A 20,140-nucleotide genomic window follows, 5' to 3' on the forward strand; every position below is an offset into this window, starting at 1 on the left:
ATCCTGATGTTATTATTTTATCACTCTGTGAGGATGTATTCAATTTTATACACAAATTTTTAAGAATTTCCATGAAATAAAAAAATCCGTGCGGTTTGCGTTGTGCCTAATTCCACAGACGTTACCTCTACAGTTAACTCAACCCAGGCACCCTTACGGCACATAGGAGGTTCTGCTTAGTGCTGCTTCGTTCCCGACCTGACACGGTTCACAGATTCCTATTGCGTAAGACCCAGATATCAACGCCACTTATAAAGGGCAGCTCTACAGAAAGAAGCCCGAAACAAACCATCACCTCTGCTATAGCGGATTGCAGAAATAGGGTGCCGCTACCTCCCCGGTTGCACGGAAGCTTTATGACATAATCTGGTGCATCATTTCAGATGCAGACTCCATTATACTAGATAGATTCCTTTTGGTCAATAGATGGATTTATTTTACTTTTACAGTTTTTGTTTTGCTGTAAGATCCGTAATATCTTTTTCCATCAGATGTTTTATATGCTCTTACCTTAATATAATATTTTTTCTTACTTGACAATTTTTTAATTGTTTTTGTTGTTGACTTTGTATACAAATTCTTATATTTTGATGTTCCTTTTTTCTTGTAGGAAATCTGGTATCCGCTGACACCACTGATTCTTTTGAAGCTTACAGTAATTGTTTTTTTACTTCTGCTTTTTGCGGATGTAATGCTTTCTTTTTTAGGAACAATATAATAGTAAACTTTTCTGGTTCCTCTATATTTTCCTTTTCCTTTAAAAATGACATAAGATCGTCCCATACTTTTACGCTTCTTTACAGAAACTGTATAGTCTTTGTTTTTCTTTAAAGCTTTCCCATTGTAGTACAATTTGATATTTGGCTTCTGTGTTTTTCCTGTATAAATTCTCTTAACAGAAGAAGTCCTGCAATATCTTAAATGCACCTGTGATGCAGGTTCGCTTACTGTATATGCTTTGATCCTTACGGAAAATCTGCTATTTGTGTCATAATCTTCATGCAGATCTAACCAATGATCATTAACCTTACAGAAGCTCTGTCCCCTGGCAGTTTTATTTACAAATTTTATTATACTATTGCTATCATCATAGTTTATATCAACTCCAATTCGACTATATGTTTTTAAAGTTATTACAACAGAAAACCGATCTCCTCTTATCATTTCAACCTTAGGTACATCTATGGTATGAGTTCCCTGATAGGAAATCTTACCATCTTTTCTTGATACTTCTTGCCCACTATCTGGCTTATTGCCGGAAGGATTCCTAAAAATCTGGATCCGATATGCAACGTTATTAGAAAATGTGGTTAAATTAACTGCTTTTACGATTTCTTTGCGACTTCCACTTCCTTTTTTTGCCGTAAAAATATTTGCAACTTTTTCTCCTGAATCCAAATCTAATGAACCAGGACAAGTCGATCCATCATAAAAATAATTATAATGATATTCTGATGTATTGGTAAAATCAGCTGAAATATATTCTTCTAATGATTTATCTTCGTATGAAATATAAAGATAACCATTGTCTCCTTCTTGCTGTCCCCAGCTATTTTTTACGATCCAGGCTCCTTTGTTATTTGGTCTTGCCTTTTCATTGAAATTGGAAATATCGTAATTATCATCCCATCCAACAATCGTAACCGCATGGTTAGCTGTCCTTGCCTTTTTGTTACTCTCATCATAAATATCATTACAATAATATGCTCCTGTTTTATCGTTATAAAATATATCCTGATCAGTTAAAGATTCAGGTGCGTAAGGTGCGTAATATGATACTCCTACAGCTCCATATTTTTCTATTTGGGATTTAACCAGCATTACACTTGGCGTATTCCCCAAAAAGTTACTGTCTTTTAAAATTGCCTCATCTTTCTGTATCAAAGAAGAAGGTAAAAACCATGATTCATTATCAAATGGAAAAATACTCTCACTGGCTAATCCCTGCCATCCGGATAATGATAATAAGCCTAATATTCCGTTTCCACCAACCTGTTTCCAATTCCAATCACCAGATTTTAATTTTGTCATATCTCCCTTTGTATTATTTAACGTATCATTTGTTCTATTATATATAAAAAATGCCAAATGCTTTTCGGACAAATCCAGGGAAGTATTATTTTTTTGAGTTTTATGATTTTGGAGCATAGAAGTTTCCCCTAATGCACTTAATGAAAATGCCCAACATAAACCTGTATCTCCCTGATTTCTAATGGGTGTCACAATTCCCTTGTCCATTGAATTATAATATGAAGCTGAAGCTCTGCTATTTTTCATATCCTTTTGCTGTTGTTTTGACAATTGGGGAGACTCTATTTCTACATCTATAGGAAAGTACCCTGCCCCATTTTCATCTGCAAATACATTGATTGCATGAAAAGATAATATAAGAATAAAATTTATCAACATAACAGAAACTTTTTTATACATTTTCATTCACTCCTTTTTTTCTTCCTTAAATTCCTGAAAAAATCTGTCATCATGTTGCTGCATTCCTCTTCCAATATTCCTTTTTCAATTTCAACCTGGTGATTAAAAGCATCCACCTGAAGAATATTTAAAACCGATCCCGCACATCCTGCTTTTGGATTCATTGCACCAATAACTACTTTAGGAATTCTTGCCTGTACGATTGCCCCTGCACACATCTGACAAGGTTCCAATGTTATATACATAGTACACTGCTCCAGTCTCCAGTCTCCTGTTTTTTTACTTGCTTTCTGAATTGCCAGAAGTTCTGCATGTGCCAAAGTTGTTTTCTTTTTATTTCTCTGATTATAGGCCCTTGCAATAATCTTATCATCTGCTACGATCACACACCCGATAGGAACATCTCCGATTGCTGCTGCCTTTTTCGCCTGCTTGATTGCTTCTTTCATATATTTTTCCTGCTGAGTCATCCTGTCCTCCTCTATTCAAGACTCGCTCGCGAGTCTTGGCGCGGAATTCGGGTCTGCATAGCAGACATACTTCCAATCCGAATTCCTGCGCATCCTCGCGGAGCGTATATCAGATGGGGGATTGAAACCCGCCACTGATACATAATTGTTGCTCACTGCCTACAGAGGCGGGAGTCATCCCTCATCTGATATAATATATTCTATACTCATGTCATATTCCAATTATTACACTCATAAAATGAATCAAAAAAAGAGAGTACTTCATTGTCTGATTATCAACGTATCGTATCTTATTTGTATGAATATCATCATGGAATCAAAGGCTCAAATGTCGGCTTTGCAAAAATTGAGAAGCGACAGAAACAGCTAAAATTATATTTCCATGTAAAAACAAATGACAAAGCACTGGAATATAACATCTATTTTTACCGTTTCCATCAGGGAACGATGGAAGGAATCCTTTTGGATACCATAAAACGTAACGATACCATTGTGGAATTTAAAAACACATATCCTTTAGTGGTAGATCTTGATAAAATAGATGGATTTCTTATTTATCATTCCAATGAACACTTTTTTGGTTCTGAATGGAAAGATCGTCCTATTATCATTCGAAATTTTCTTCCACTGAAACAATCATCGCCTGAAGAATCTGTTTCCACCCCAGAACCTGAAGAAATAAAAACTGAAAAAGCAGTACCTGCAGAAACAACTCCTGTGGAAACGAATCCTCCAGAAACAAATTCTGCCACAGAAGAACCTGAAATAAAAAATCCTGATACACAAAAAAATGAAACCATCATTCCAGAAACCAAAAATCCTGAAATAAAACAAACTGTGCCTAATAATGCCACTTCAAAACTGGTGGAATATATCGAGGCACTTCAACTTGAAAAAGAAGCCAAAGAACAGGAAACTTCTTATGAAAATCCTGACTTTGACTGGAAGGAGTATCCCACCCTGCCTCTTCCTGATATTTATTGCCTTTCTCCTAGCATCAAAATCCAGATAGAGGATCTGCCAAAAATTCCTGATCTGCCAAAAGATATTAAAACCAATGGTTTTCTACTGCTTAATTATGGTAATTTCGGCCACTTATGTCTGGCTTGGAATTCCGAACATAAACGGCGCTACTTAGGCGTTCCTGGTATTTTCGATAATGAGAAATCTTTTATTTCAAAGTTATTTGGATTTCAGAATTTTATTACTGTTCCACCAAAAAAACATAAAACCGGTAATTTCGGTTATTTTATTTTACCCGTCTAATAAATTACTTAATTGTGCAAATTGCTGCAGAGTTAATGCTTCTCCACGAATAGTCGGTGAAACTCCCATTTTCTCCAGAGCTTCTATCACCTGCTCTTTGGAGAAGTTTAACTCGCTGAAATTTTTAATTCCGTTCTGAAGAGTTTTTCTTCTCTGATTAAAAGAAGCCCGAATTAATTGAAATAACAGTTTTTCATTTGTTACGTCCATCGGAGGTTCTTTATATTTTGTTAAACGAATTACTGCTGATCCGACTTTTGGTCTTGGCATAAAACAATTTGGCGGTACATTTGCTACAATATATGGTTCTGCATAATACTGAACAGCCAATGACAAAGCTCCATAATCTTTCGTTCCAGGTCCTGCCTGCATACGGTCTGCTACTTCCTTCTGTACCATAACAGTAATACTGTCAATTGGCACATGACTCTCAAATAGTCCCATAATAATCGGAGTAGTAATATAGTATGGGAGATTCGCTACAACCTTAATAGGCTTTCCATGATTTTTTTCTTCTGCAATTTTCCCAATATCCACCTTTAAAATATCTTCATTCAAAATACTGATATTATCATAGGCAGATAACGTATCGGAAAGAATTGGTATAAGGTTCTTATCAATTTCTACTGCCATAACTTCTCTGGCACTTTCTGCAAGATACTGTGTCATTGTTCCAATTCCAGGTCCGATTTCCAATACAAAATCTTCTTTTGTAATATTGGCTGCTTCAATAATCTTATCTAATACACGACTATCAATTAAAAAATTCTGTCCAAATTTCTTCTGAAAATCAAAATTATATTTCTGAATGACTTCTATTGTTTTTTGCGGATTGCTTAACTTTTCCATTTAAACCTCTTTCATTTTATATAATCTTCTTGCATTCTCTTCGGTAATATCAATTACCTTTTGTGCAGAAATACCTTTTAACTGTGCAATGGTTTCTGCCACATAAATTAAGTTCAACGAAGAATTTCTCTTTCCTCTGTTTGGCTCCGGTGCCAGATACGGGCAATCAGTCTCTAAAACAATACGATCCAAAGGTGCATAAACAACAGTCTCTTTTAGATTCTTTGCATTCTTGAATGTAACTACACCGCCAACTCCAATATAAAATCCCATATTTAAAAAATTCTTTGCCATTTCTCTGGAATAGGAATAACAATGAATTACTCCACCTATATTTTCTGCATGAGCAGCTTTCATCATATCAAATGTATCCTTTGCTGCATCTCTGCTGTGAATGATCATCGGGAGATTTACCTGTCCGGCAAGATCCATCTGTGCTTCAAACCATTGTTTCTGAATATCTCTTTCCGGTTCATCCCAATAATAATCCAATCCGATTTCACCAATAGCTACGATCTTTTCCTGACTGCTGTACTCTTTAAGTTTTTGTATATCATCATCTGTCATTCCTTTTGTTTCACTTGGATGAACACCTACAGCCCCATACATCATAGGATATTTTTTTACTGCCTTCGCCGTCCATTCTGAAGTTTCCATATCAGATCCAACATTTACAATAGTTCCTACTCCATTTTCTTTCATAGAAGCTATTAAACTTTCTCTATCTTTATCGAATTTTTTATCGTCATAATGAGCATGTGTCTCAAAAATCATAATTCGCTCTTTCCTTCCTTATTTTTACTCTGCTCTTTGGCATATTATATCAAAAATAGCGTTTCATGCGAAGTAGGAATTATATTAGAACAAAGAGTTTTTTCATAAAAAGAAAAAAGGATATATTCTCTAAGAATATACCCTTTCATATCCAAAGCGGGTGATGGGAATCGAACCCACGTAATCAGCTTGGAAGGCTGGAGTTCTACCATTGAACTACACCCGCATATTTATTTGTCTTACCCGACAACAATTGATATTCTACTATTACTTTTAATAAATGTCAATAGTTTTTTTAAATTTTTTTAATTTTCTTTTTTATCTCATTTCTGCTAATAAAGTCATAATTCTCTTATCTAAGAATAAACTATACAAAAAGAAGTGGGATTCTTCTATGATCAATTATATTTGGAGTTTTTTGATTATCCTTGGTTTTATGGTAGGAAGCTTTAATGGAAAAATCTTAACAATGTCTGACAGTATTCTATCTTCTTCAAAGGAGGCTATTGAATTATGCATTTTAATGTTTGGTATTGTTGGTCTCTGGTCAGGTATTATGAATGTTGCTGTATCCCTAGGCCTTACAGATAAACTACAACAGATTTTGACACCCTTTCTGAACTTTCTTTTTCCAAATCTAAAAAATGCTAAAGCAAAAGAATATATTAGCACTAATATTGCTGCCAATATTTTAGGCCTGGGATGGGCCTCAACTCCTTCTGGCTTAAAAGCAATGGAAGAACTTCAAAAGGATAATCCAATAAAAGATACAGCTACCAATGAAATGTGTTCTTTTCTTATTCTAAATATTTCTTCTCTGCAGCTGATCCCAATTAATATCATTGCTTACCGAAGTCAATATGGAGCTGTTCATCCGTCTGATGTTATCGTACCCGGTATTATTGCCACCTGCTGTTCAACTTTATCTGCAATCATCTATATTAAATGGAAGGATAGAAAACAATGATTTCAGCAATTGCAAACTTAATGATTCCCTTTTTGATTTTTTCTATTATCTTATATGGATTATTTACTAAAAAAAACATGTATGATTCTTTTTTAAAAGGAGTTCAAGATGGTTTTAAGATTGTACTTGATGTAGCACCAACATTAATTGCTTTATTTTTTTCTATTCAGATTTTTCGCTCTTCAGGTGCTTTAGACCTCCTCACCAGTCTTCTAAGTCCTCTGGGAAATCTTTTGAATATACCAAAAGAAGTTTTTCCTGTTATATTTGCCAAACTGTTTTCAGCCTCTGCTGCCACAGGTTTTCTTCTGGATATATTTAAAACCAGCGGTCCCGATTCCTTACCTGGTTTTATGGCTTCCGTTATTCTAAGCTCCACAGAAACCTGTTTTTATGTTTTATCTGTTTATTACAGCTCCATAAAAATCAGTAAAATCCGTTATACACTAAAAGGAGCTCTTTTTACAACATTCACCGGAATTGCTGTTTCTATTTTTTTATGCTCCCTTTTTATTTCTTCTAAATAAAAGAAGGTTTTTGAAAAATTCAAAAACCTTCTTTGCTTATTTTTTTTTCTTGTAATAATCATGAAAATACTGCATGACCCGTATCAGCATCTTTTCTTCCTCTTCATTTAAAGGTTCCAGCAGGCCTCTTATCATTTCCCGATGAAAATCCTGATGATGTTTATAGGCCCTTCTTCCTTTTTCTGAAAGGGAAATATATACAACTCTCCGATCCTTTTCTCCACGCTTTCTTTTAACATAACCCTTTTTCAAAAGATTATTAATAGCAATAGTCAGTGTTCCTACAGTAATATTTAAATCTTTTGCTATGGAAGACATGTTTTTTGGCTGCTTTATTCCAATTACATCAATAATATGCAGATCTTTATTGGAAATATCTTTAAATTCTTCTGTAATTACAGCTTTTTCTTCTTCATATGAAATACCATGAAATAAGTCAACTACCATATCATTTAAAAGATCCTTATCCATAAGACACCTCCTTTGCCTCTTATTTTTTAATATTTTTTATTTTACATGATTATGAGCTTCACTGATAACTTTTGCCAATGCCTCTTTAGCCTGTGTAGGAAGAGCATTGTATCCTCCATCTTCTGTATCTTTTTCAAATACATAGTTCAGACGATCTGTCATTCTTGCTTTCAGTTTATTTACATAATCCTCATCTTCAAAATCCGGAATATATCCTTCTACTTCTAATATTTCCATGTTACTGAAAGGACCCCAAGGTTTAAATTCCGCTGTTCCTTCAACAATCTGTTCAATTCCTGAAAGAGTTACATTTGGCTCGATATCCTTTCCCATAAAATCTCCGGTATTTAAGATATAACAATCTACATTTCTTTCTTTTACCAGATCACGGAATTTTTTATAATCATTTACCAGAGGATATGTACGGAATGGATTTGCATATGGTTCTACAACCAGACGATCCGGATCAACTCCTGGTGCCAGACGTTCTGCACTGCTTCGTTTTGTTGCAAGTGTTGCTCCCATAACAGATGCCAGGGATGCTCCATTTACCTTAACAACAGGTGGAATTGTTGGATCTTTCATAATCCAGAAAATAGCATTTACCGGTGATTTGATTTTATCTACACGGTTTGGTGACCATAATTTGGATTTAATCGCACGGCCATTTCCATTTCTTATATCTTCTGTTACAAGTACGATTTTTCCTTCTTCATCCATTGTTGCAGAACAGTTCTGAGCTGTCAGAAGATACTTATTATCTGGACAACCTGTTGGATAATCTGCAGTTTTATCAAAATATGTTGGTTCCAGAGCAATAGAAGAACCTGTTTCTGTATTAATAATAAATGCATCATCATGAAGTACCACTACTTCCGGATACTTATTATTATGTTTTGCATGTGTTAATGTGGATTTTCCTGATCCTGATAATCCAAAGAAAGAAGCAACATAATGACGGTCTTTTAAACGGAATTCTTTCTGTCCTCCATGACAGGATGCATATCCATTACGATTTGCAATTGCCCATGCGATTGTCAAAGTACCTTTTTTATGCTCTCCAAAATATTTCATTCCAAGCAAAGCAGCACAGTTTGTATCTGTATTAAAGTATGTCAGTCCTAATGGATGCTCTTCATGGCTCCACTGAGGATCAGAGAAAATATAAATATCTGTTTCATTGCCAATAGGCTTTGATTCTTTATACATTTTAATATATTCCTCAGACTGATACTGGAAATTCAGCATCCATGAATATAAAATATTTTCTTCACCTTCCGGAATCAACAGATGAGCTTTTACCATAAATTCAGGATCCAGCCCGATGAATACCTGTGCATGATACATTGTTGACCATCTTGTATCATATACTGCATCCATTACTTTTAAATCCAGATCATTGGTATCAACACCAGGCTCACTGGAAATTCTTCTTGCTGCTGCACAACGTCCTGTAACAGATCCATCATTAAATAATAAAACTTTTGTTCCTTCTTCCAAACCGATTTCTTCTGGTTTATAAACAGGCATATCTGTTACGATTGTTCCAGGAGAATTCTTGGCTAATTCATAAGCCTGTTTTAAATCTTTTACCTCAATTACATTATTACCATAAAAGGCAGCTTCAATAATTGATCTTGTTTTTGAAAAACCTGGTTTCCCTTTTCCAATTTCATCATGTGTGTAGTACGCTTTTGTTGACATAAAGTTGCTCCTCCATTCATAGGTTTTCGTCGATGCGCTTCTTCAAAATGTTAAAACTGCATGGTCCGGCATCTAAAATAATTTTGTGAAAAGTTTTTAAGTTATATTTTTTACCTGCTCTTTTTTTATAGTAGCTCCTGAGTTCCATAAACTCTTTATAACCAATATAGTAAGAAAGATAATTTGCTGGTTCGCATACAATCATTGCAAATATATGATTTCCTGCGTTTTTACTGATTCCATACGTCTGAAGATATTTTAATGTCTCCTGTCGGCTCCATCCTTCATAATGAATCCCAATATCTATACGTGAACATAAGGCAAGATTAAATTCCATTCCTGCTACATTGAGCCTGGAAAGAGGAATACTATTTTTCCCTGCCTCTATTGTACCATAACTCCATCCTTCAACATAAGTGGCCCATCCTTCTGTATAACCTGGATAATCCAGAATATATCTGACAGGATCATCTTTTTTTGAAGCATAATAAATATTCTGATACATATGTCCCGGGTATCCTTCATGGGCAAGTGTGGAATACAACTGCACATACTCCTTTACCTGTGACCGGTTAATGTAAATGACATTTTCTTTATATGAATCTATCGCAGGTATCATATAAAATGCCGGACTTGCACTTTCCTCCATAGATGAATGAACATACTTAATCTTACAGTTAACCTTTGGTGCTTTGGGATAATATTTCTTTGTCTTTTTTTTCAGCTGATTTATGATATTTTCAGGATTGGATCCTGTATATGGCTTAATATTTAAATTATTATATTCTTCATAGATTTCGGGAAACTTTCTACAAAGATCTGATGTTTGTAAAATACATTCTTCTATATTTTTTTCTGTCAATGATATCATTTCTGGAATTGACTTTGATGATCCGGTTTTTTTCTTTACCAGTAATCTATAATAATTCTTTCCTGATTGAAAAAAGGCCATACCACCTTTGTTTTTCCCATTATTTTTCCATATCTTTAATTGCTCAGCAAGCATCTCATATGCTGGAATTATCTGCTTTATGACAATATTTCTATTACTTTTTTTATATTTTTTCTTCTGGTTTTCTGTTAATTCTTCAATATTATCCAGTCTGCTTTGAAATGATTCAATTAAAATATTATTCTCTTTTCTTTTTGTAAATTCTTCTATCTGTCCGACAATCAAATCCACTGATTCATCTGACATAAAAAGCCCCTTTTTAATTCTTTCTTTTTCATAAGAAAGAACAGATCGGAAATATTCTCTAATCTGGGATATTAGCCTTAAATACGATTCTATGTCCTCTTCAGATTCCAAACGGTATTCACCAAAAGTTACCGGAATCTGAACCTGTACACCTGAAACAGGACTTAATATTTCCTGATAATAAGAATACTTTGACAGATTTTTTTGATTTATAAAATATTCTGATAAAACATCATATGTATGCTGCTGTTGCTTTGAAAGTTTTTTGTATTCAAACTTTTTTATAATATTAAGTTCTTTTTGCATATTTTTCTCTTCGTTAATGATCTGCTCTTTTTTGATCATACCAAGAGTACTTTTCTGGTTTTTGATTTGGTATTTTTCTGGTTCTTTCAAAGTATAATGAAGATTAATTCCATCTTCTGTAACTGTTTCCCTGAAAACTTTCATCAGATAATTTTCAAATTCTTCCTGCTGGGAAGCAGTTTTTGTTTTTTCTGATGCTGGCTTCTGAGAAATATTATTATTCATCAAGCATCCTGAAAGTACGATTAGAAGGATAAAACAAATAGCAAATAACCTTCTCGGTATTTGGCTTTTCATATATTGTTCCTTTCCTTTGAATAAATCAAATATCCAGACTACTATTATACTATTTTTTAAAGAAAAAAAATAGACTATCTTTCAAAGATGTACTATAATTAACAAATAATAGAAACAAAATCGGAGGAAAACTATGAGTAAAAAACCATATTATATTACAACAGCAATTACTTATACTTCTGGAAAACCTCATATTGGAAACACTTATGAAATTATTCTGGCAGATAGTATTGCAAGATATAAAAGAATGGAAGGATATGATGTATTTTTCCAGACTGGAACTGATGAACATGGTCAGAAAGTTGAATTAAAAGCAGAAGAAAAAGGCGTAACTCCAAAAGAATTTGTTGATGACGTTGCTGGTGAAATTAAACGCATCTGGGACTTAATGAATACATCCTATGACAAGTTTATTCGAACAACTGATGAAGATCATGAAAAGCAGGTTCAGAAGATTTTCAAAAAATTATATGAACAGGGAGACATCTATAAAGGTCATTATGAAGGACTTTATTGTACCCCTTGTGAGTCTTTCTTTACAGAAAGCCAGTTAGTTGATGGAAAATGTCCTGACTGTGGACGTGAAGTTCAGCCTGCAAAAGAAGAAGCATATTTTCTTAAATTAAGTAAATATGCAGACCGTTTAATTGAACATATCAATACTCATCCTGAATTTATTCAGCCAGAATCCCGTAAGAATGAAATGATGAACAACTTCCTTCTTCCAGGTCTGCAGGATTTATGTGTATCCAGAACATCTTTCAAATGGGGAATTCCTGTGGATTTTGATGAAGGTCATATTGTTTATGTATGGTTAGATGCATTAACAAACTATATCACTGGTATCGGATATGACTGTGATGGTAACAGCACAGACCAGTTTAATAAGTTCTGGCCTGCTGATCTTCACCTGATCGGTAAGGATATCATCCGCTTCCATACTATTTACTGGCCTATTATTTTAATGGCTTTAGATCTTCCACTTCCAAAACAGGTATTTGGACACCCTTGGCTTCTTCAGGGAGACGGTAAGATGAGTAAGTCTAAAGGTAATGTTTTATATGCTGATGATCTTGTAGACTTCTTTGGTGTAGATGCAGTCCGCTACTTTGTTCTTCATGAAATGCCATTTGAACGTGATGGTGTTATTACCTGGGAACTAATGGTTGAACGAATGAATTCCGATCTTGCTAATATTTTAGGTAACCTTGTAAACCGTACCATTTCCATGTCCAATAAATATTTTGGAGGAATTGTTGAAAATAAAAATGTTCAGGGAGATTTTGATGATGATCTGAAAGCTGTAGTAACAGGAACAAAACAAAAAGTTGCTGATAAAATGGCTAATCTTCGTGTTGCAGATTCTATAACAGAAATTTTCAATCTGTTCCGCAGATGTAATCGCTATATTGATGAAACCATGCCTTGGATCCTTGCGAAAGATGAAGCTCAAAAAGACCGTCTTGCTACAGTCCTGTACAACCTTGTAGAAGGAATTGTAATCGGAGCAAGCTTGCTTGAACCATATATGCCAGAAACTTCTCAGAAAATTATGGATCAGTTAAATACAACAACTGTACCATTTGACAAGATGGATACTTTTGGAAACTATATAAGTGGAACAAAAGTAACAGAAAAACCTGAAATTCTTTTTGCAAGACTAGATGAAGCCGAAGTCCTTGAAAAAGCAAAAGAATTAATGGATGCTCAGGCTCAGGCTGCCGCTGGGGAACCAGTGATTGACATTGAACCTAAAGATGAGATTACTTTTGATGATTTTATGAAAATGCAGTTCCAGGTTGGTGAAATTATTGCCTGTGAACCTGTTAAAAAATCAAAAAAACTGTTGTGTTCACAGGTTAAAATCGGAAGCCAGGTTAAGCAGATTGTATCAGGTATCAAGGCTCATTATACTCCAGAAGAAATGGTCGGAAAAAAAGTTATGGTACTTGTGAATCTAAAACCTGCAAAACTGGCAGGTGTACTTTCTGAAGGTATGCTTTTATGTGCTGAAAACGAGAAAGGTGAACTTGCACTTGTAACCCCTGAAAAAGACATGCCGGCTGGTGCTGAGATATGCTAATATAATTTTTTACTTTCATTATGGGTAAAATAACTAAATTATTTGACAACCATTATTTGGTATGCTATGGTTAATCTGTATAATGGTTGATTAAATAAACAAGGAGGTACACATGAAAAGTACAGGCATTGTCAGAAAGCTTGATGAGCTTGGTAGAATTACGTTACCTATTGAATTACGTCGTAGTTTTGATGTAAATGAACGTGATCCTCTTGAAATATTTGTAGATGACGATAAAATTATTTTGAAAAAATATAATCCTACAGATATTTTCACTGGTGAAATGGATGATTTAGTAGAGTATAAAGGAAAAAAAGTTTCTAAGAATTCCATCAAAGAACTTGCTCGAATTGCTGGACTTAAAATTTCAGAATAGTACATTATAATTATTATATAAAAATAAAAAGTTCCTCAATCAAGAGGAACTTTTTTTATTCTTCTTCCAGAAGTTGTTGGTATATATCCCTTTTTCCAACACCCCTATCTTTGGCAACCATTTTCATTGCTTCTTTTTTTGAATAACCCTGATCCATATAGATATTCATATGATCACTTAATGACATTTCCAAAAATGATTTTTGGTTTTCTTCTTTAATTTCCTGAAAAGATTTTCCCTGAATAATCAAAACACATTCTCCTTTGGGAGGATTTTCTTTATGATATTCTAGAATACTTTCTATATCAGATAAAAAAACAGATTCATGCTTTTTTGTCAGTTCTCTGCATAATGTCATTTTCCTGTTTCCAAGCAGTTCTAAGAGTTCTTCCAATGTTCGTACTAAACGATGAGGCGCTTCATAAATAATAATTGTCCTGGTCTCATTCTTCAATTGTTCTAATATATCTTTTCTTTCTTTTTTATCTGTAGGAAGAAATGCTTCAAAACAAAACCTTCTTGTTGGCTGTCCTGAAATGATCAGTGCATTGACAAGTGCACAGGCTCCTGGAAGTGCTGTTACCCGAATTCCTGCTTCGTGGCATTGTTTTACCAATTCTTCTCCCGGATCTGATATCCCCGGAGTTCCTGCATCTGTAATTAATGCAATATTTTTTCCTTCTTTTAATTTTTCCACAAGAACTTTTGCTTTCTCAACTCTGTTATACTCATGATAACTTGTCATTTTAGTCCTTATTTCAAAATGATTTAACAGTTTTATACTATGTCTGGTATCCTCAGCTGCTATTAAGTCAACTTCTTTTAATGTTCTGACCACACGAAATGTAATATCTTCAAGATTTCCTATAGGTGTCGCACATAAATATAAAATTCCTGCCATTATTTCTCCTCCGAATCCATCCCATAGATTTTATATATTTCTTTTGTATATTTGTTTTGCTGCTCATATACGATCAATGGCGGTTCAACAATCATCCTTGGTTTACCACCTTTTACTGCCTCCAACAAAAAGATATTAGATTCTTTTTCTTTATAGGGATGAACAAATCGGATTCTTTTTGGTTCAAGTCCATCCATTGACAACTGATTTAATATTTCAGCTAACCGGAAACTTCTATGAACAAGAAACAATGTGCCCCTGTTTTTCAATAATTTTCTGGCAGCCTGAGAAATATCCGCAAAAGTACATAATACTTCATGTCTTGCTATGGCCTTTGCTTCCTTTGGATTCTTTAATCCATGATTTCCAATCATATATGGTGGATTTGATGTTATCACATCAAAACTGTCATGAGAAAAAATCGTAGAAGCTTCTTTTATATCCCCTTCCACGATTTCAATTTTCTCCTCAAGCTGATTTAGTTTTACACTTCGTTTTGCCATTTCAACCATATCAGGTTGTATTTCCAGTCCGGCAAAATAAGACCCCTCTGTCTTGGCTTCCATTAAAATGGGAAGAATTCCTGTACCTGTTCCCAAATCCAGGACTTTTCCTCCTCTTTTTACAGATGCAAAATCTGACAACAGAACAGCATCCATTCCAAAACAAAATCCATCTTCCTTTTGAATAATTTTATATCCTCTTATTCCAAGATCATCAATTCTTTCTTTTACCATTTCCTTTACAACCCGGGCATCCCTGTTTCTTTCTCTTCATTAATAAATCATCTATTTTATATTCTTGAATATCTTTATCTCCATTTTCATCTTCAACGATTAATTTAACCTTCTGACGAAGAACATCAACTCGTTGTACTTCTCCTGTAATTCCATCTTTCGCTTTGACTATCTCCCCAATTTTAGGAAGTTTACTATTAAGATATTCATAGGTTTCCTGCTCATTTTTCAAGCAGCACATCAATCTTCCGCATACACCTGAAATCTTGGTAGGATTCAGAGAAAGATTCTGCTCTTTTGCCATTTTAATTGAAACCGGTGCAAACTCAGAAAGAAATGTATTGCAACAAAGTTTTCTTCCGCAAATACCTATTCCTCCAAGCATTTTTGCTTCATCTCTAACTCCTATCTGACGAAGTTCAATTCGTGTCCTAAATACCGAAGCAAGATCTTTTACAAGTTCCCTAAAGTCTACTCTTCCATCTGCTGTAAAATAAAATAATACTTTATTATTATCAAAAGTATATTCTGTTGAAACCAATTTCATTTCAAGATTATGCTCTTTGATTTTTTCCTGACAAATCTTATATGCTTCCTTTTCTTTTTCTCGATTTTCTATTGCTTTCTGATCGTCTTCCGGAGTAGCAATTCTTAAAACCGGTTTCAATTCTTCTCTAACGCATTTTTCTTTTACCATTCTGCGTTCTGAAACAACCTTTCCATATTCAATTCCTCTGGATGTTTCTACTATTACATGTTCTCCCATTTTAACCTGAAAATCTCTGGGATCAAAGAAATATATTTTACCGGCAGTACGAAAACGTACTCCTATTACTTCTACCATACTTTACCATTCTCCTTTATCGTCAAAAGCAGCATTTCCATTGCTACTTCAAAATTAACATTTGCAACCAGTCTTCTTCTAGCTTTTTGTATCTCATCTAATATATGACTGATTCCTTCGAAAGAAATATATATTTCCTGTTCTTTTATCTGCCGATACTTATCTTTATAAATTAAATGATTTAAAGAACCTGTTGTTTTCAGCATAAGCATGTCCCTATACCATACCATTAATATATCCAGAAAATCAAATATTTCATTCTTATATGTAGTCAGAGTTTTTAAATATGAAATAACTTCATTAACTTCCATGCTTTGAATATGAACCAGAATATTCATGGATTCCTGAAACATTTCTTTAAATTCTTCAGTATTTACCACATGTAATGCTTTTCCAATATTTCCCAGTGCAAAAGATGCTGCAAAACGAATATCCTGATCCTTTGCCTCTGTCTTTTCCTCTAGATATTTTACAATTTCTTCTTCCCTTACAGAGCCCAGTGTCAATGTTACACATCTGGATAAAATTGTATCCAATAAACGATCTTTATTATTGGTCAGCAATAATATTATGGCATATGCAGGAGGCTCTTCCAGTGTCTTTAACAGAGCATTCTGCGCACCTTGATTCATTCTGTCTGCATCATCAATAATATATATTTTGTAATTGCTGCTGTATGGCTTAATATCAATTGTTTCATTGATTCCTTTTCGAATCTCATCAACTCTGATTTCATACTTTTCATGAGTAATATAAATCAAATCAGGATGATTATCAGAATCTATCTGCTTACATGAAATACACTCTCCACAACCTTCCTGTTTTTCACACAAAAGAGCTTTGGCAAATGCCTTAGCAAGAGTCATCTTGCCGCTTCCGTCCTCACCACTTAATAAATAAGCATGGGAAACTTTTCCCATCTTTATTGCTTCTTCAAAATGAGAAATTATTTTTTTATGTCCTATTACTGATTCAAAACTCTTCATATACGTCACCTTCATCATGAAATTATTTTATCTGCCTCTGTTATAATTTGTCTATGTATTTCTTCGATAGATAAATTGCCATCTATTCTATGAATCCTGTCTGAATTCATGGCAGCAAGTGTTCTATATCCCTCAACTACTTTAATATGGAAATCTAAGGCTTCTCTTTCCATACGATCTAATTCTGCCTGCTTCTTCTTTCTTGCAATGCCTGTCTGGGCATCAACATCAATAAAAAATGTTATATCTGGCATTGTATCGCCAATGGCAAACCTGTTAACATCATATACCAGATCTATACCCATTCCTCTTGCAATTCCTTGATACACTACGGAAGATTCCACAAACCGATCACAAATTACAACTTTTCCTGCATTTATTGCCGGACGGATAACCTCCTCGACAAGCTGAGCTCTTGCAGATGCATATAATAGTAATTCTGTCATGTTCCCCATTTCAGTAAAATCTTTATTGAGAATTACCTGTCTTACAGCTTCGCTTATAGGCGTCCCTCCTGGTTCTCTGCATACTATTATATCATAACCTTTATGAGATAAATAGTCTCTTAATAATTCAATTTGCGTAGATTTTCCTGAACCATCTGGTCCTTCCATTGTTATAAATAATCCCATATTTATATCCTCTCATAAATAATATTTATTTGATTTTTATTGCATCCAACAATCTTCATATGATTAGTTTTATATTCTTTTATCTTTTCTATTACACCTGCAGAAATTTTTTCTCCTGGAACGACCAGAGGAATCCCCGGTGGATATAGATAAATAAAATCAGCACTTATCTTTCCCTCAGCTTCCTGAAAATTTACCGCTTTTCTTTCCTTTGCTCCTGCTTCTTTTGGAATCATTACTTTTCTATTAGGAATATTTGAAAACCGTATTATTCTATTATCTTTTATCTGTAGATCTGAGTCAATTTCAATTAATGCATCATACAGTCTCTCCAATCCTTCTTTAGAATCGCAAACACTTGTCATTGCTATAACATAATATAATTCTGCCATTTCCAGTTCCAGATTATATTCTTCTCTTAGCTTTTGAAATAATTGCTGACCTGTTATATTGGTATTTATTGTTGAAATTACTATTTTACCTATGTCATCTGTTTTTACTATTGATAAATGCTTTAATGATTCCAGTTTTCTTCTTAAAATGTTTATATTTTGAACATATTGTTGAAAACTTTTTTTATCTTCACAGCACTTGTGGACACAATGGTCAATAGAGGACATTAAGATATATGATGGACTGCTACTTTGAAATATAGACAATTCTTTCTGCATTTTTTCTTTTGAAACACAATTACTACATAAATGAAGTAATCCTGTTTGAGTTAGAGAAGGTAATGTTTTATGAAGACTTTGTATAACAATATCCGCACCTAGTGATACTGCACTGTCTGGAAAAGCTTCATTATAAATGAAGTGTGCTCCATGAGCTTCATCTACTACCAAAGGTATTTTCTTTTCATGTAAATAATCTGAAATTAAAGATATTTCTGATGTTCTTCCCTCATATGTTGGGGATACAATCATTACCATTTTTATATCTTTTTCTTCTTCAATAATCTTTTGAATCTGATTTACCGTAATTCCCTCACATATTCCTTTTGAATCTATTTTGGGATATACATATACCGGATTGAGGCCCAAAAGCTCGACACCATTGTACACTGATTTATGACAATTTCTTGAAACAAGAATTTTATCTCCTATATTACATAATGCTGATATTGCTGCGAGATTTCCAGCAGTACTGCTATTTATAAGATAATAACTTTCTTTCGTCCCATAAACCTGCTTTATATAATCCATGGATTTTCTAATCATACCTTCAGGCTGATGCAAATCATCATATCCGGTTATTTCAGTAATATCTAATTGAAATATATTATCGCCCTGGAATATATCCTTAAAATTTCTTTTGTGACCTGGCATATGAAAAGGATATTTTCCTTCTATATTCAATCTTTTTAATTCTTCATAAATTGACATTTCTATTATAATTCCTTTATTTTTTTCATATTTTATCATATCTGTCAAAAGAAAAAAAGTGTACTATCGATGAAACGATAATACACTTTATCTGCAAATGTCTTTCCATAAAATAAAAAAAGATGCCCAGAGCCGGAATCGAACCAGCGACACGAGGATTTTCAGTCCTCTGCTCTACCGACTGAGCTATCTGGGCAAATTATATATGAAACACGATTTTATTATATATCCGTGTGTACTCCAACACAACGCGGAAATTGCGGGAGCCGGATTTGAACCAACGACCTTCGGGTTATGAGCCCGACGAGCTACCAGACTGCTCCATCCCGCGATATTAGTTAAATGGTGGGAGAAGGATTCGAACCTTCGAAGGCGTTGCCAACAGATTTACAGTCTGCCCCCTTTGGCCACTCGGGAATCCCACCATATATATTTAAAACACCTCAATTATCAGAAATCTGATAATCAGGTGTGAAGCCGTTGACCGGACTTGAACCGGTAACCTGCTGATTACAAATCAGCTGCTCTGCCAATTGAGCCACAACGGCATATAAAATTATTCAATAAAAATGGGACCAACAGGGCTCGAACCTGTGACCCCCTGCTTGTAAGGCAGGTGCTCTCCCAGCTGAGCTATGATCCCACAGCATAAAAACGACCCGGATGGGAATCGAACCCACGACCTCCGCCGTGACAGGGCGGCGCTCTAACCGGCTGAGCCACCGGGCCATAATAGAATTATATAATCAAAAACTAAAGATGTCAACCATTTTGCTTCATATCTCTTAGTCTCTGGTATAAAATTTCAATGTACCTTCAAAACATCATACAAGATCTCTTACAAGTCATCCCTCACTCTGCCTTCTCTGGTTAAAGCCTCGACCGATTAGTAACAGTCAGCTCCATGTATTGCTACACTTCCACCTCTGCCCTATCAACC

Annotated in this window: 17 protein-coding genes, 7 tRNA genes, 1 other RNA gene and 1 pseudogene; 5 read left to right on the plus strand and 21 right to left on the minus strand. The window is 34.4% G+C overall.

The features are described from left to right. Positions 1–86: 86 nt before the first annotated feature. From ffs to tadA, 3 genes are all read right to left on the minus strand, one after another. An RNA gene (ffs, locus tag KTB61_RS08360) (signal recognition particle sRNA large type) lies at positions 87–349 on the minus strand. Positions 350–432: 83 nt separating this feature from the next. After that, complete coding sequence (locus tag KTB61_RS08365; RefSeq protein WP_230973679.1) at positions 433–2,430, minus strand: C1 family peptidase; 1,998 nt, start codon at positions 2,428–2,430, stop codon at positions 433–435. 2 nt (positions 2,431–2,432) lie between these two features. Further along, a complete protein-coding gene (gene tadA / locus KTB61_RS08370) occupies positions 2,433–2,900 on the minus strand; it encodes a tRNA adenosine(34) deaminase TadA (RefSeq protein WP_075759695.1) in 468 nt (155 codons plus the stop codon). Between the two features lie 492 nt (positions 2,901–3,392). Between tadA and KTB61_RS08375 the strand changes: the two genes are divergently transcribed. Continuing rightward, on the plus strand, positions 3,393–4,166 hold the full coding sequence (locus KTB61_RS08375; RefSeq protein WP_330656351.1) for a DUF6128 domain-containing protein: 774 nt from the start codon (positions 3,393–3,395) through the stop codon (positions 4,164–4,166). Here KTB61_RS08375 and rsmA read toward each other — a convergent pair. The 3 genes from rsmA to KTB61_RS08390 all read right to left on the minus strand — a co-directional run bounded on the left by rsmA (position 4,155) and on the right by KTB61_RS08390 (position 6,015). Beyond that, positions 4,155–5,015, minus strand: coding sequence for a 16S rRNA (adenine(1518)-N(6)/adenine(1519)-N(6))-dimethyltransferase RsmA (rsmA, locus tag KTB61_RS08380; protein ID WP_075759697.1), 861 nt, complete (start codon positions 5,013–5,015; stop codon positions 4,155–4,157). The two genes, KTB61_RS08375 and rsmA, sit on opposite strands and share 12 nt — an antisense overlap. Beyond that, positions 5,016–5,789, minus strand: coding sequence for a TatD family hydrolase (locus KTB61_RS08385; protein WP_075759698.1), 774 nt, complete (start codon positions 5,787–5,789; stop codon positions 5,016–5,018). Between the two features lie 155 nt (positions 5,790–5,944). Beyond that, positions 5,945–6,015 (minus strand) — tRNA-Gly (locus KTB61_RS08390). 168 nt (positions 6,016–6,183) lie between these two features. On the opposite strand from KTB61_RS08390, the gene KTB61_RS08395 reads away from it, so the two are divergent. Further along, positions 6,184–6,756 carry a hypothetical protein gene (locus tag KTB61_RS08395; RefSeq protein WP_075759699.1) on the plus strand — a complete coding sequence of 191 codons (573 nt, stop codon included), beginning with the start codon at positions 6,184–6,186 and terminating at the stop codon, positions 6,754–6,756. Then, complete coding sequence (locus tag KTB61_RS08400) at positions 6,753–7,283, plus strand: spore maturation protein (RefSeq protein WP_075759700.1); 531 nt, start codon at positions 6,753–6,755, stop codon at positions 7,281–7,283. Before KTB61_RS08395 ends, KTB61_RS08400 begins: the two co-directional genes overlap by 4 nt. A 36-nt stretch (positions 7,284–7,319) precedes the next feature. On the opposite strand, the gene KTB61_RS08405 is transcribed toward KTB61_RS08400, so the two are convergent. The 3 genes from KTB61_RS08405 to KTB61_RS08415 are packed head-to-tail and all read right to left on the minus strand — an operon-like array spanning position 7,320 to position 11,187. After that, positions 7,320–7,754, minus strand: coding sequence for a MarR family winged helix-turn-helix transcriptional regulator (locus KTB61_RS08405; protein WP_075759701.1), 435 nt, complete (start codon positions 7,752–7,754; stop codon positions 7,320–7,322). 36 nt (positions 7,755–7,790) lie between these two features. Next, complete coding sequence (locus KTB61_RS08410) at positions 7,791–9,458, minus strand: phosphoenolpyruvate carboxykinase (ATP) (protein ID WP_216697267.1); 1,668 nt, start codon at positions 9,456–9,458, stop codon at positions 7,791–7,793. Between the two features lie 16 nt (positions 9,459–9,474). After that, positions 9,475–11,187 (minus strand): DUF885 domain-containing protein, encoded by a 1,713-nt coding sequence (locus KTB61_RS08415; protein ID WP_216697268.1) that lies wholly within the window; start codon positions 11,185–11,187, stop codon positions 9,475–9,477. Positions 11,188–11,389: 202 nt separating this feature from the next. Between KTB61_RS08415 and metG the strand changes: the two are divergent. Together metG and KTB61_RS08425 are read left to right on the plus strand one after the other, a co-directional pair. Beyond that, positions 11,390–13,342: pseudogene (gene metG / locus KTB61_RS08420) on the plus strand (methionine--tRNA ligase); the annotation flags it as partial. A gap of 112 nt (positions 13,343–13,454) precedes the next feature. Then, positions 13,455–13,718 carry an AbrB/MazE/SpoVT family DNA-binding domain-containing protein gene (locus KTB61_RS08425; RefSeq protein ID WP_075759704.1) on the plus strand — a complete coding sequence of 88 codons (264 nt, stop codon included), beginning with the start codon at positions 13,455–13,457 and terminating at the stop codon, positions 13,716–13,718. Positions 13,719–13,773: 55 nt separating this feature from the next. Here KTB61_RS08425 and rsmI read toward each other — a convergent pair whose 3' ends face one another. The 12 genes from rsmI to KTB61_RS08485 form a co-directional block, all read right to left on the minus strand. Next, the gene (gene rsmI / locus KTB61_RS08430; protein ID WP_216697270.1) at positions 13,774–14,619 is read right to left on the minus strand and encodes a 16S rRNA (cytidine(1402)-2'-O)-methyltransferase; all 846 of its coding nucleotides are present in this window, start codon (positions 14,617–14,619) and stop codon (positions 13,774–13,776) included. After that, positions 14,619–15,356, minus strand: coding sequence for a tRNA1(Val) (adenine(37)-N6)-methyltransferase (locus tag KTB61_RS08435; RefSeq protein ID WP_075759706.1), 738 nt, complete (start codon positions 15,354–15,356; stop codon positions 14,619–14,621). The genes rsmI and KTB61_RS08435 overlap by 1 nt, the downstream gene beginning before the upstream one ends. Further along, positions 15,337–16,200: a PSP1 domain-containing protein gene (locus tag KTB61_RS08440; RefSeq protein ID WP_075759707.1), complete on the minus strand. Its 864-nt coding sequence runs from the start codon at positions 16,198–16,200 to the stop codon at positions 15,337–15,339. Before KTB61_RS08440 ends, KTB61_RS08435 begins: the two co-directional genes overlap by 20 nt. Next, positions 16,194–17,186 (minus strand): DNA polymerase III subunit delta', encoded by a 993-nt coding sequence (gene holB, locus KTB61_RS08445; protein WP_075759708.1) that lies wholly within the window; start codon positions 17,184–17,186, stop codon positions 16,194–16,196. Before holB ends, KTB61_RS08440 begins: the two co-directional genes overlap by 7 nt. A gap of 14 nt (positions 17,187–17,200) precedes the next feature. Then, a complete protein-coding gene (gene tmk, locus KTB61_RS08450) occupies positions 17,201–17,818 on the minus strand; it encodes a dTMP kinase (RefSeq protein WP_075759709.1) in 618 nt (205 codons plus the stop codon). Between the two features lie 2 nt (positions 17,819–17,820). Then, positions 17,821–19,239 carry an aminotransferase class I/II-fold pyridoxal phosphate-dependent enzyme gene (locus KTB61_RS08455; RefSeq protein WP_230973680.1) on the minus strand — a complete coding sequence of 473 codons (1,419 nt, stop codon included), beginning with the start codon at positions 19,237–19,239 and terminating at the stop codon, positions 17,821–17,823. 84 nt (positions 19,240–19,323) lie between these two features. Next, positions 19,324–19,396, minus strand: a tRNA-Phe gene (locus KTB61_RS08460). A 61-nt stretch (positions 19,397–19,457) separates the two neighbouring features. Continuing rightward, positions 19,458–19,531, minus strand: a tRNA-Met gene (locus tag KTB61_RS08465). A gap of 12 nt (positions 19,532–19,543) precedes the next feature. Then, positions 19,544–19,625, minus strand: a tRNA-Tyr gene (locus KTB61_RS08470). Positions 19,626–19,675: 50 nt separating this feature from the next. Beyond that, positions 19,676–19,748, minus strand: a tRNA-Thr gene (locus KTB61_RS08475). 22 nt (positions 19,749–19,770) lie between these two features. Continuing rightward, positions 19,771–19,843 (minus strand) — tRNA-Val (locus tag KTB61_RS08480). Between the two features lie 12 nt (positions 19,844–19,855). Then, positions 19,856–19,929, minus strand: a tRNA-Asp gene (locus KTB61_RS08485). Between the last annotated feature and the right edge of the window lie 211 nt (positions 19,930–20,140).

This window comes from Anaerostipes faecalis (genome assembly GCF_018982945.1).
Classification (GTDB): domain Bacteria; phylum Bacillota; class Clostridia; order Lachnospirales; family Lachnospiraceae; genus Anaerostipes; species Anaerostipes faecalis.